Source organism: Paenibacillus harenae DSM 16969, assembly GCF_000422465.1.
Lineage (GTDB): Bacteria > Bacillota > Bacilli > Paenibacillales > Paenibacillaceae > Pristimantibacillus > Pristimantibacillus harenae.
In genome coordinates this window covers 1-12,610 of record NZ_KE383846.1, presented here as the reverse complement: position 1 = coordinate 12,610, position 12,610 = coordinate 1, and the positions used below count along the sequence as shown (strand labels likewise).

Sequence of the window (12,610 nt, the reverse complement as noted above, 5' to 3'; positions counted from 1 at the left end):
TTTGATAAGCCCCCGCAGCTATTGGTCATGATCTCTCTGCCTCAGAAGTTGACTGGCGGCCGCGATAAAACATTTCCCCTTCCCCCGTATCGATAGTAAGCGAATGGTCGGAATCCCGGATCGCCGCGTAGAACACATCGCGGATGTCTGGATGCCCTGCCGCTTTGAGCTCCTGCCGCAGCCAAGTCTCGTCTTTTCCGATCAAGGCGACATTTTTCCGCTGCACTTTTCCTTCGACGACGACGGCAATCGGCAGCCCCTGATATTCCATCTTCAGGTTCAAATGCCTTGGCGTGACGGCAACGACATCCTTCATCGGAACGATACTGATTTGGCCGTTAGGCTCAAGAATGGCATACTCTACATCTTTAATGTCGGGGTACCCGCCCGCACGAAGAGTAGCCAGCAATTCGACAAGAGAGAAACGGCTGCGAAGCAGCTTGGATTTATTGATTTTTCCATGCTTGATTAAGATGGCGGGCTGCCCGATCAACAACCGGTTCAACCAACGGAACAAGACAAGGCGGGTAAATAGAATGTGAAGCAGCGTGACGACTGCGATTCCGGTAAAAATCCGGTCGAAACTCTCTTCCAGCAGCGGATGGACGCCCAATGTCGCTAAAAAAAGGATCGCCGTCAAATCGTGAGAAGTCAATTGGGCGAACGCCGCTTTGCCTAACAATCGGATCACGATGACCGAAACCGAATACAGTAGAATGACCTTGCCAATGTAAAGAAGCATAATAACCACCTTAACCTATAGATTGATAATGACGGACTGAACGAACTTCAATTATTTTCCGACATATTGCGGTGGATTATGTGGTTTTAAATCATTTTTTTAAAAAGCGCACTAATCATTCATGTTTAAAAACGTGAACGAAAAAATAAAACCGGCACAATGATGTGCCGGTTAACCAATAATGCCAGGAAATGATGATCCCTAAATAAGCCATGGATAAATAATAGTCTATAAAAAAATTCAACATAAGTCTATTACTTTTTTTGCATAAATTGTATGTTAATTAAGCGGCCGCGGCGCAAAAAACGATAAGAAAAGATTTATCAATGGAAGGAGAAACCCTGCATGATTACCCTCAGAAAGATCACGCTGGAAAACCGTCGCGCCATATTTAACCTGGAAGTTTCAGAAGATCAACGCCGTTTCGTTGCGTCTAATCTCAAGCGTGGCTTCGTGTTATGTCCTTGCAACCAATGGGGGACACCCGTTTCCGTTTGCCATTTACGCAGATGAACAGCCGGTCGGTTTTGTTATGATTACTTATAGAATCACCGGGTACGAACTGCCGACAATCGCGGACGACAGCTATTGCATCCTGCGACTGATGTTTGACAAGCAATACCAGAACAGGGGCTATGGTCGGGAAGCCATGAAAAAAATCCTGGAATTTATCCGTACCTTTCCGGCCGGGCCTGCACATTACTGCTGGATTTCTTATAAGGCTGATAACGTGGCCGCCAATAGGCTTTATGAAAGCTTTGGCTTCCGTGACAACGGCGAAATCATCGAAGACGAGCTAATAACCGTATTGCGACTCTGATTTTAATGCTCGTATAAGGAACTTTGCCCATGCTGTGGAGTCTAGATTGCCGATAGAGTATCGCATATACCTGCAGCGGGGAGAGTATATATTAGTTAGTATTTGTTAAGAACTTTTAATAAAGTTCGGTGGGGGTGAATGAATGGCAAATCGAGAAAGCCAATGGACAGAACAACAAGACCAAATACTTGCCCAAACGATACTCTCCTATATAGAGAATAATGGGACACAACTTGAAGGTTTTCAGGCCGCTGCTCAGGTCCTGCAGCGTACGCCTGCGGCATGTGGATTCCGTTGGAACAAAGAAGTTCGTAAAAACTTTCTTGAGCAACTGGAAAAGGCGAAGGAGCGGAAAGTTGAAATTAAAGGAACAAGGCCAAACAATGCCGTTAAAGAACATCTGACTGTTATTGCGTCAGATGATGTAATTACACAAGCTTCCCAATTAATTGAACTCCTGGTAGCAGAGAATAAAGAATTGAAAATTCAAATTGCCAAACGGGATAACGAAATCAATTTACTCACTGGAGTGCTTCAGAAAGCTAGAGAAAGTATAGGTTTCTCCGAAGGTTCACTTAAAATCAGAAGGAAAGCAAGTGAAACTTAAAGAATCATTGGTCTAAACAGCGGCAGTCCAGGACCTTATTTAGGGTCCATTGGCTGCCGCTGTTTCCTTATTGGGGTCAGTCAGAGGAGGTCACACGATTGTATTGGCTTTCTGTCACCAACCATTTGTTTTTGTTATGATTAGGGCTTATCAAACTGCCACTGCAAGTTGGTACTGGCATTGCCGCTCCACAATTTCAAGTCGGAGCCATTTGTAGAATTGCCGCCGCCATCCAAATAAAGACCGGTAGCGACATTTTTTATCCTGTAATTACTTCCGTAGGCTTCGAATACCCACCGCTGGTTGCTGCTGGTGCTGTTGCTCCACTGTCCGCAGATGGAGCCGTTTGCGGTACGGCCCATACCGTCAATATACAAACCTGTAGCAACATTTTTAATTTTGTAATAGCTTCCGTAGTATTCCATTACCCATTTCTGGTTGTTGCTGGCGCTGTCGCTCCATTGGCCTGCGTTTGAGCCGTTTGTCGTACGGCCCATGCCGTCAAGATACAAACCAGTCGTTGCGTTCTTCATTTTATAAGTGCCCATAACACTCATTATCGCATCAATAATTCCCTGCTCGGTTATAGCATGGGTAGACCTGTTAAACAATCCAAAACCATATTGTCCGTTGTGTCCATTATCCCAATAAACAGGTACAGAACTATATTTCTTGGCAGCCCCGCTTACTGCTTTTGCAAATGCCGCGCGATAAGTATTATTCGTTGAATCAAAAGCTCTTTTATCTATAGAACCGTATTCACCGACGATCACAGGGTATCCTTTTGTTACGAATGCATCATACGTGGACTTGAGTTGCGAATCTAAATAATCTTCCTGCCCCCAGGTTGATTTTTTTGAAGCGTTGGCAGCTGTCGCTCCCCATTGGGTGATTGTGCCGGATTCCTCGCCAGCGAAGTCCCAAGGCGAATAATAATGAACGGATATCATGATTCTCTTTTCAGAACTCGGAATTGTAGACGATCGATAATTGTCTGCGGGAAGCGCAAAGCCATAATTACCTACGGTATAATCAATGTTTGTATTCCAGCCGGGAATAAGAAGCCATCTGGCACTATTGTTTCCACCGGTTTGTCTTACGGTATCTACAAAGATTTGATTATAAGCATTAAGATTTGAATAGTATGTGGTGTTAGGCGTGCCATAAGTACCGTCAAATTCTTCGTTCATGGATTCAAAGATCAAATGCTCGTCATAATTCACGAAGGTATTAGCGATCTGCTGCCAGACTTTTTGATATTTTGTTCTAATCGTTGTTTGATCGCTTGAATTGACCAACAGCCAGGAGCCGGCAACTGAATTGTAACCGTCTCCATGCATGTTGATGATTACATACAAGCCCTCGTTGTAGGCATAGTCAACGACTGTTTTTACTCTGTTCAGCCATGTGGAATTAATCGTATAATTCGGTGCGCTCCCTATATAATTCAAATACGAAACAGGGATGCGGATGGTTTTAAATCCTGCTGCCTTCACCTTTTGAATGAAAGCCTGTGTTACCGTAGGATTGCCCCACGCCGTTTCGCTGGGTGTACCGTTGGAATTGGCTTCAAGCTGGTTTCCCAGATTCCAGCCCGCACCCATTTCAAAAACAATTTGCGAAGCATTCAATGATGTGAAGTCAGCTGTTTCTGCTGCTGATACTGACGGACTCCAACCGGAAATGACGGTTGTAAATACCACTACCATTGCTAACAAGTAGATCCTGAATGCCTTAACTTTTGACAACATGTCACAAACCTCCGTTTCTTATTTTACTTCATTGTGCATGAATAAAAACGTAAGCGCTTCCATTCGAAAACGACTTGATTCATTCCCCCTTTCTTTCCTACCGTCTCTTGGAATTTCTACCTGGGGACTGGAGTATGAATATCTGCGGTGCGTAATGATTATACAATTATAAATGCATAGTAATTACCCCATAAATTGTTGCAAAAATCATATAAAAAAATGAAAAGGCTATCATTTAAGATCGGACGAAACATGACTTTCTGAGCGGCTATACGCTTCATTCCCATGGGGCAAGGCCGGTTGAATTCGCAAACGGCGTTTCCAAAGCGTAGGGCGGCCCGGTATGGGGCGAGCGGTTTAGACAAGCGCTCTTCGATTACAATCATTACGGCAGTGTTACGTTGGTCGGTGAAGTACTGCCGAATCCGAACAATCGCGTTACATTGGCGGATGAGAACAAATTCAAGTGTGCTGGCAAGAGCATTTCTTTGTAATGAGAAATGCTCTTTATTTTTACGCAAAATGAAGGGAAGTACAAAACAATAATGATAAATTGTATATCAATCAAAATATATTGCAAAACGATAAATTTTGTGTTAAATTCTAATTGTAAATAAATAAGTGAGGTGCTTTTTATGAAACGAGAAACACTCTTTTTAAAGTTCGTTGTTGTTCTTATGGGGCTTCCTGTCCTTGCTTTGTGTGTATTTGCGTTGCCTGAAATAGCTGAATTTTTTGCGGAATTAAATCCGAAATTAGATTTTTTGCAATATCCCTTTTTAATCGGGTTATATGTAACAGCGATTGTATTTTTCGTTGCATTGTACCAGACCTTAAAACTTTTAAGCTATATTGACAAGAACCAGTCGTTTTCGGAATTATCTGTAAAGTCTTTAAAGAATATCAAAAACTGCGCCATCGCCATCGGTGCCTTATATGTGGCATTTATGCCGCTCATATATCTTATGGCAGAGGTAGACGATGCCCCGGGTATTATACTGATCGGGATGGCCATTATTTTTGGTTGCATGGTGATTGCTGTCTTTGCCGCTGTTCTTCAGAAGCTATTAAAAAATGCCATAGATATAAAAGAAGAAAATGACTTAACGGTCTGAGGTGAATAACATGGCGATTATAATCAATATTGACGTGATGCTGGCTAAAAGAAAAATGAGCGTTACAGAACTTACGCAGAGGGTTGGAATAACGATGGCCAATCTTTCCATATTGAAAAACGGAAAGGCAAAAGCGGTTCGATTATCCACTTTAGAGGCAATTTGTAAGGCTTTAGAATGTCAGCCTGGAGATATTCTGGAATACAAAAGTGACGAAGACACTCAAGGGTAATAAAGCAGGGGAATTTAACATTGTGTAGAAAAGCGAGGTTTATCATGAGCCATGAACCTATTGTCAGCTTGCGTCATGTGACGAAACGAATCGGCCGTTCCACGATCATAGATAATCTTACGTTCGATGTTCCGCAGGGGGAAATCTTCGGATTTTTGGGGCCTAACGGGGCTGGCAAGACAACCACCATCCGCATGATGGTCGGCTTAATGTCAATTACCCAAGGTGAGATTATCATAAAGGGAGAAAATATTAAGAGCGGGTTCGAGCAAGCGATCCGCCATGTCGGTGCCATCGTAGAAAACCCGGAAATGTATAAGTATTTGAGCGGCTATCACAACCTTGTTCATTATGCGCGGATGGTGCCGGGCGTGAACAAGGAACGAATCGATGAGGTGATCAGCCTCGTTAAGCTGGATAAACGGATCCATGACAAGGTGAAGAAGTACTCTTTAGGGATGCGTCAGCGATTAGGCGTAGCGCAGGCGCTGCTGCACCGTCCGTCACTGCTCATCCTGGACGAACCGACCAATGGGTTGGATCCGGCGGGCATTCGAGAGCTTCGGGATTATTTGCGCTTATTGACCCGCACGGAGGGGATTACCGTAATTGTCTCCAGTCATTTATTATCCGAGATGGAGTTGATGTGTGATCGGGTCGCTATCCTTCAACAAGGCAAGCTGGTGGATGTAAAGGGAATCCAAGAGTTCATGAGCTCTGCGACCGAACAGGTGCAAACGTATATCATCGATGCCTCGCCTGCGGAACAAGCACTCGGGGCTTTATGCGACATGGATAAAGTAAGAGAGGCGAAGGCCGTTCCGGATGGTCTGGAGCTCGTGGCGGAGCGGGAGCACATACCGGAGATTCTGGCGGATCTGATGCGATTAAACATCCGTATCTACAAGGCACAGCCGCAGCGCCAATCATTGGAAGATCGATTCTTAGAGATGACAGGCGGTGGGCAGAATGGGTAGTTTGATCCTCAATGAGAATATGAAGCTGTATCGGCGTCCGCGAACGTGGGCTATGCTGGGGTTTATGGTGGCCATAGTTCTTTTCCTTAGCATCATGGACTGGTACCATAACGACAAGCGTACGGAAGGAGACGAATGGCGGAATGTCGTGATCGAGGAGAAGCAGCAGCGATCGGAAATTTTGAATGATCCGAAGTTGAATGAGGAAAACCGTTCGTATAACGAGCAGCGCGTTGCTATTCTTGATTATCATCTGGAACATGATATTCGCCCGGAAGAAGGCACGATGTGGGATGCGATCAACGGTACGGCCGGACTGACGATTCTCATAACGTTGTTTACGGTTATAGTAGCGGGGGACAGCCTGGCTGGCGAATTCTCGGGCGGTACGATCAAGCTGCTGCTCATCCGGCCGGCAAGCAGGCTCAAGATCCTTGTATCCAAATATATTTCCATGCTGATGTTTGGCATTTTGCTGCTGCTTATTCTATTCATCGTGTCGATTTTGTTTAATGGGCTGATCTATCGTTTCGGGAATATAGACCTGCCTTTGGTAATGGTCAATACCGAAGGGGAGATCGTAGAGCGGAATATGGTCGCCACCCTCTGGAAAACGTATTTGTTCAACGGGGTTTCCACGATTATGTTCGTCACCATGGCCTTTATGATTTCTTCCGCTTTCCGAAGCAGTGCGATGGCGATTGGCTTTTCCATTTTTGCTTTGTTTGCGGGAACCATCGTCTCGGAGGTCTTGCAAGCTTACGAGTGGAGTAAATTCATTCTGTTCTCCAATCTCGATCTGACCCAGTATCTAACTGGCCGCCCCTATCAGGAAGGGATGACCCTCACATTTTCGGCTGTTGTGCTGAGCGCTTACTTTATCTTGTTTAATCTAGTGTCTTGGCTCGTATTTACGAAGAGGGATGTTGCTGCGTGACCCCAGGGAATTGTTTGGGAAGGGGGAGGATTTTATGCAAAGAAGCTTATGGCATGCGCTGCAGCAGCTGGTGCGATTCGGCTGGCAGCAAGCGTTGTCCTGCGTATTTCCCGTGGTCATCTTTGCCTCGCTGGCTCTGACACAGCTCATCCCCCTTCCCTGGCTGCCCCGTTACGACTGGCTGCTGATCATTTGCCTGACCATGCAGATATGGATGCTGCGCTCCGGACTTGAAACACGCGATGAGCTGAAGGTGATCACCGTCTTCCACCTGATCGGCTTGGCTCTGGAATTGTTTAAGGTGCGCATGGGGTCCTGGTCGTACCCGGAGGAAGGCTGGACGAAGATCAACGGAGTCCCCCTTTACAGCGGATTTATGTATGCCAGCGTGGCCAGCTATCTGTGTCAGGCCTGGCGGCGCATGAAGGTCGACCTTGTTCGTTGGCCTCCACTCTGGCTGGTTACCCCGCTTGCCGCTTCCATCTACCTGAATTACTTTACCCACCATTATTGGATCGACATCCGCTGGTGGCTGTCGGCCTTGGTGCTGCTCGTATTTTGGCGAACATGGGTTACCTTTGAGGTCGGGCATTTTCGCTATCGGATGCCGCTTGCGCTTTCATTCGTTCTGATCGGATTCTTTATCTGGATAGCGGAAAACGTCGCTACTTTCTTCGGAGCCTGGGAATACCCGGATCAGTCTGTATCGTGGCGGATCGTCCATTTTGGCAAGGTGAGCTCATGGCTGCTGCTTGTGATTATCAGCTTTTTGATCGTAGCGACTTTAAAGCTGGTGAAGGGTCGACAAGCCCTTGCATCAAAAGACGTGAGCATCAAAGGATAATTTAATCGCATCCGCTATAAGGCCGGTTTACTCATCGAGTACAACCGGCTCGGATGTCGGGCTAGCAGTCAAGCATTGCTTATGAAATTGAGCCTATGTTTGATGCTTTATGATAAAGCATCAAACATGCTTCTTCCCTCCTTCCCGCCGTCAAGCGTTAAGGACAATCCTTTCCCGGCCTTAGTAAAAACCAGATGTGCGTAAGTATCCCCCGTACCGTACCAGTTATAAATTTGCTCATTTAAACTGTCAAAGACAAGAATACCCTCTCCGCCAAGTATGGCACTAACAAATTCATAGCTCATATTATTTTCTAACTTGTTATAGTTCTGTTCCGTTACTTGAGGATATCGGATGCTCTTGAGATCATCATCGCCTAAAAAAAATCTACTCGTTACCACTTGATCCAGGTTTACTCGCACAAAAATACTTGGATCCGCTGCATGATTTGCAATTATTTCGAATGTATCGGCATAAAGATCATAGTTCAGTTTCTGACCATACAGCTTTTCCAGGTCTTTAAGCGTTGTTTCTCCGATACGGATAGCCTTAAACTTTTCGTAAGTAACTGTAGGTTTCCCATAACCTTCGGTCGCTTCTAAAGGAATTCCCGTATCGATATAGCCTTCTTTGGCTAAGTTTTGTACCACTCCTGATAATTCGGCGCGCGTGACGTTGCCATTCGGTTTGAATGTACCGTCCGGATAACCGTTAACAATTCCTTTTTCTTGAGCCCAAAGGACCGCGCTTTCGTACCAAGCTCCCGCTTTAATATCCTTAAACGCTCCACTTGCCGCTCCTGCGGTAAGTGATGCACATCCGAACAATAATGCTGTTGAAAAACCTAAGACAAAGCCTTTCATCGTTTGCTTTTGCATTCTGGAACTCCCCTTCCCCTACGATTCTAGTTGTGATGAAAATGTTCCGCATTAAATTACTTAGACGTTTGCAATCGTTTAAAGTTGCGTGCATTCTACACATCCACCTACAGAACCCAGGTGTAAATTATTCCTCTTTCCGGAACCGGAGAGCAATCGGTCTTCAGACAGAGAGCAAAATACGGCTCGGGATGGTGAAGGGATTTGGTCTGCGGACGCTCCAACGGACTGACGATTCCGTATATCCTTAACGGTATGAGGTTTTCGAATGAAGATGAAAACGTACGGGAGGCGTTGTTCATGGAACGGATGGTTTATGAGGTTCGGGATGTCAGCAAGTTGTACAAGAAAGGCAAGGTCAAGGCGAACGAAGACATCACCTTCGATATTCCGGAAGGAGAGATTCTTGGTGTGCTCGGCCCGAACGGCGCGGGAAAATCCACATTGATCAAGCAGATGGTCGGTCATCTGAAGCCGACGGAAGGACGCATTCTGTTCGCCGGGGAGGACGTGTCCAAGCAGACGAGAAAAGTGGCTAGCCTTGTCGCGTACTATTCACAAGAGCCCCATGTTCTGTCGGCGCTGAAAACTTATGAAGCGCTTGCGTTTACTGGGAGGCTGAGAGGCATGACGAAGTCCGCCGCCGATCGGGAAGCGGAGGAGCTGCTCGAGCAGTTCGGGATGACGGAGTTACGCAATAAGCAGCTTAAGCATTTGTCAGGCGGACAGAAGCGAATGGTCGGCATCGGCACGGTGCTGATCGGACACTCCCCGGTGATGATTTTCGATGAGCCCACCAATGAGCTCGACCCGAAGAACCGCCGCCTGGTCTGGAATTTGATCAAGGAGCGCAACCGTCAGGGGACGACCGTCATCCTGGTCACGCACAATGTGCTCGAAGCCGAGCAGGTCGTTCATCGCGTCGCCGTCATCAACCACGGGCGCCTGCTTGACATCGATGCGGTTTCGAGGTTGAAGCAGAAGGTCGACCAGCGTTTGAAATTCGAACTGAGTACCGAGTTCGGGCGGAAAGAGGAAGTCATGGCGGCTTTGGCCTACTGGGGGAGCATGCAGGATAACGGGGAGAACCGGCTGGTTCTTCTTGTCGAGAAGCAGGAGGCAAGCCGGATGCTGGATCATATTATTCGCCACCCGGAGCTGCCGATCGAAGAGTACGCCGTGAAACCGCCGAGTCTGGAGGACGTGTATTTCCATATCGACGAGCAGGTCCGGAAGGAGGCGGCCCTGGTATGAAGCTTTCAACCGGAACGAATCACGCGGCGTTTGGGGTTCCGTTAAAGGGACCGGGCAGGCTGTGGACGGAACTCTCTATTCTGTTTCGCATCCAATTCGCTATTGTTAGAGACAGCTGGGCCTGGGTTATCCTGATGGCCACGATGTTTCCGCTGACGACAGTTCTGTTCATGAAGTTTTTCGCAGAAAATCCGAGCGAAGAGATGATGATCCGCATTATCGCGGGTAATCTGATCTTCGGTGTCATCGTGATGGGGATGAACGGAATGGGGCAGGAAATTTCCTGGCAGAAACATGAAGGTCATTTTACGTACTACGCCTCACTGCCGATTTCGAAAATCAACTTCGTGCTCGCCAATCTGTTCAGGGGTCTGCTCAATACGATTCCTTCGTTTGTTATCCTTGGCATGATCGGACAACTGATCTACGGGATTCAGTTTCATTATTCGTGGGGGCTTCCTCTGGTCATTATTCTGTCGCTCGCAAGTGTGGTCGGAATCGGGGTGTACATCGGCTTCTGGTCGCCGAACCATCAGTTAACCAACATGCTGGTTCAAGCGCTTATGATGGTCGTCACCTTTCTCTCGCCTGTCATGGTGGAGATTGACCAGCTTCCCGCACCGCTGCAGTGGCTGTCCTATATTTTCCCCACTACTTATGCCGCGGATGCGATGCGAAACGTGCTCTTGACCGGCTGGTCGCGCGGCGTCATGCTGGATTGCGTCGTGCTGCTCGGTTACAGCCTCGTTACGATTGTGCTCATTAACAAAATGGTAAATTGGCGGGTTAATAAGTGAGAGATCGGATGAATCCTTCCAATTACAGGAACATTATTTGCATTTATCTCGTCAATGGACTTGAGGTGATGAGAAATGCATAGAGGACGAAGATGGCTCGCTGCCGGTGCGGCCGCACTGGTTCTTGCCGCTTTAATCGGCTGCGGACAGATAGAGAATCCGGATAGCATATCCCCTGATGCCGTCCAAAATCCGGAAGGAACCGGCGGCACTAACGATGCGTCACCGCCGCCGTCGGCGGCAGCCGAGGCGCCTACGGAAGATCCGGCAGCCATACCAGAGGAAAGCAAGGAGAGCTTGTTCTCGGGCAGCGTCTCCTACTATGACGGGGGCGACAAGATAGACAGTCTGGAAGGCGGGAATACGCCGGCCTTTTTCAAGAAAGACCCGTCACGGCCTTATGGGTTCTATATTCTCGAAACGATGAAGGAGGTTAAGTTGGAGGAAGGCATCTTGTGGGGGACGGAAGACCGGCGGGCGGATCTGTCGCTTATGGAAGCCGGGGATGTTCCGCCCGAGACCAACTACATCAATTCGGCGCTGGTCAAGTTTAACGAATATGCCGGTACGCATAAGGTCGACGACACCTATACCGATTACTTTGTGCTGACCGACCACGGCAGCAGATTGGCCATCCGGCTTCGCTATCCCGAGAAGGATCTAACGACTGCACTGCCCGACCTGCTCGCCTCCGCCAGATCGCTCCGCTATGTGGCAGACCCGGCTGCGTTCAAGCCGGGCATGGAGATCGAGTTCCCTGACGGAGAGAATGAAGAGGAAGCAGAAATTTATCGGTTGGTAAAGCAAAATCTCGAAGCGATAGCGGCCAAAGATAAAGCGGCGTTCCGAGATACGCTGCAGACGACGGATGCCGATTACTTGGACTTCTTTCTGGAGCAGGATAGACAATATCGGTTTATCAGGCTCGCTGCCCCGATTTCCTATCCAAGAGATACCGAGAGAGCGGATGTGGGAACCGAGTTTGAATACTTATCGGACGGTATCGTTCATAGGTCTGGCAATACCGTCTATTTACTTCAGGATAAAGGCGGCCGGTGGTATATCGCGAATATTGACTAAGAGGTTCGCCGGAAGATACTCTTCTATGGCCATACTGGATTTAGTACAGTAACTTTCGAGCATCACATCCTATTTTCGACCAATGCGGTTGAGGGCTTATGAACCTGACCCGCAGCCTCCCGTCAAGATGAACGGCGTGAAGTTAGAGCATGACTTTGTGATGCACCAAGAACCGGGCGAATAAAAAATCACTAAACGTATATACGTATAAAAAACGGCTGCGCAGGGTAACCCCCTGAACTGTAACCCCGTTTGTGGACACTTAATAAAAAGTGCTAAGCTGAAAGTAGATGGCTCCTGTATTCGTCAGGAGTCATCTTTTTTAATCCCCATTGATAGCGAGATGTGTTGTACATTAGGATGTATTCGTTAACTCTTTGACGAAGCTCTTCTATGGTTTGGCAGTCCTCATAATCTAACTCATCTTTCATATGACCAAAGAAGGACTCCATGGGTGCGTTATCCCAGCAGTTACCCTTGCGAGACATGGATTGTGTGAACCCCGCATTCTTTACTTTCTGTTGAAACACAGGATGGGTGTAGTGCACCCCTTGGTCCGAGTGAAGGATTGCATCA

Annotated in this window: 13 protein-coding genes and 1 pseudogene; 10 read left to right on the top strand and 4 right to left on the bottom strand. The window is 47.3% G+C overall.

Annotated elements, in window-relative coordinates; translation table 11 throughout:
- Nucleotides 1-25: 25 nt before the first annotated feature.
- Nucleotides 26-742 carry a DUF421 domain-containing protein gene (locus tag H581_RS35905; protein ID WP_051251485.1) on the bottom strand — a complete coding sequence of 239 codons (717 nt, stop codon included), beginning with the start codon at nucleotides 740-742 and terminating at the stop codon, nucleotides 26-28.
- Between the two features lie 345 nt (nucleotides 743-1,087).
- Here H581_RS35905 and H581_RS35900 point away from each other — a divergent pair.
- Both H581_RS35900 and H581_RS36780 read left to right on the top strand, forming a co-directional pair.
- A pseudogene (locus H581_RS35900) lies at nucleotides 1,088-1,562 on the top strand (GNAT family N-acetyltransferase).
- Between the two features lie 142 nt (nucleotides 1,563-1,704).
- A complete protein-coding gene (locus tag H581_RS36780; RefSeq protein ID WP_051251484.1) occupies nucleotides 1,705-2,169 on the top strand; it encodes a hypothetical protein in 465 nt (154 codons plus the stop codon).
- A gap of 140 nt (nucleotides 2,170-2,309) precedes the next feature.
- On the opposite strand, the gene H581_RS35890 is transcribed toward H581_RS36780, so the two are convergent.
- Nucleotides 2,310-3,920: a cellulase family glycosylhydrolase gene (locus tag H581_RS35890; RefSeq protein ID WP_245600208.1), complete on the bottom strand. Its 1,611-nt coding sequence runs from the start codon at nucleotides 3,918-3,920 to the stop codon at nucleotides 2,310-2,312.
- A 635-nt stretch (nucleotides 3,921-4,555) separates the two neighbouring features.
- On the opposite strand from H581_RS35890, the gene H581_RS0130545 reads away from it, so the two are divergent.
- From H581_RS0130545 to H581_RS0130525, 5 genes are read left to right on the top strand one after another with little or no spacing between them, the layout of a single operon-like run.
- The gene (locus H581_RS0130545) at nucleotides 4,556-5,035 is read left to right on the top strand and encodes a DUF2975 domain-containing protein (protein ID WP_029192571.1); all 480 of its coding nucleotides are present in this window, start codon (nucleotides 4,556-4,558) and stop codon (nucleotides 5,033-5,035) included.
- A 10-nt stretch (nucleotides 5,036-5,045) separates the two neighbouring features.
- A complete protein-coding gene (locus H581_RS0130540) occupies nucleotides 5,046-5,267 on the top strand; it encodes a helix-turn-helix domain-containing protein (protein ID WP_029192570.1) in 222 nt (73 codons plus the stop codon).
- 44 nt (nucleotides 5,268-5,311) lie between these two features.
- Nucleotides 5,312-6,244, top strand: a complete 933-nt coding sequence (locus H581_RS0130535; RefSeq protein ID WP_029192569.1) for an ABC transporter ATP-binding protein — start codon at nucleotides 5,312-5,314, stop codon at nucleotides 6,242-6,244.
- Nucleotides 6,237-7,181, top strand: coding sequence for an ABC transporter permease (locus tag H581_RS0130530; protein ID WP_029192568.1), 945 nt, complete (start codon nucleotides 6,237-6,239; stop codon nucleotides 7,179-7,181). The genes H581_RS0130535 and H581_RS0130530 overlap by 8 nt, the downstream gene beginning before the upstream one ends.
- Nucleotides 7,182-7,215: 34 nt before the next feature.
- Nucleotides 7,216-8,025, top strand: coding sequence for a DUF817 domain-containing protein (locus H581_RS0130525; RefSeq protein WP_029192567.1), 810 nt, complete (start codon nucleotides 7,216-7,218; stop codon nucleotides 8,023-8,025).
- A gap of 107 nt (nucleotides 8,026-8,132) precedes the next feature.
- On the opposite strand, the gene H581_RS0130520 is transcribed toward H581_RS0130525, so the two are convergent.
- On the bottom strand, nucleotides 8,133-8,903 hold the full coding sequence (locus H581_RS0130520) for an S-layer homology domain-containing protein (RefSeq protein ID WP_029192566.1): 771 nt from the start codon (nucleotides 8,901-8,903) through the stop codon (nucleotides 8,133-8,135).
- 300 nt (nucleotides 8,904-9,203) lie between these two features.
- On the opposite strand from H581_RS0130520, the gene H581_RS0130515 reads away from it, so the two are divergent.
- The 3 genes from H581_RS0130515 to H581_RS0130505 all read left to right on the top strand — a co-directional run bounded on the left by H581_RS0130515 (nucleotide 9,204) and on the right by H581_RS0130505 (nucleotide 12,034).
- Nucleotides 9,204-10,157 carry an ABC transporter ATP-binding protein gene (locus tag H581_RS0130515; RefSeq protein WP_029192565.1) on the top strand — a complete coding sequence of 318 codons (954 nt, stop codon included), beginning with the start codon at nucleotides 9,204-9,206 and terminating at the stop codon, nucleotides 10,155-10,157.
- A complete protein-coding gene (locus tag H581_RS0130510; protein WP_051251483.1) occupies nucleotides 10,154-10,954 on the top strand; it encodes an ABC transporter permease in 801 nt (266 codons plus the stop codon). The genes H581_RS0130515 and H581_RS0130510 overlap by 4 nt, the downstream gene beginning before the upstream one ends.
- 75 nt (nucleotides 10,955-11,029) lie before the next feature.
- Entirely contained in the window at nucleotides 11,030-12,034 is a 1,005-nt protein-coding gene (locus H581_RS0130505; protein WP_029192563.1) for a hypothetical protein, read from the top strand.
- Nucleotides 12,035-12,309: 275 nt separating this feature from the next.
- On the opposite strand, the gene H581_RS0130500 is transcribed toward H581_RS0130505, so the two are convergent.
- Nucleotides 12,310-12,610: IS3 family transposase (locus H581_RS0130500; protein ID WP_028609021.1), on the bottom strand; the 301-nt coding region annotated here is incomplete at its 5' end.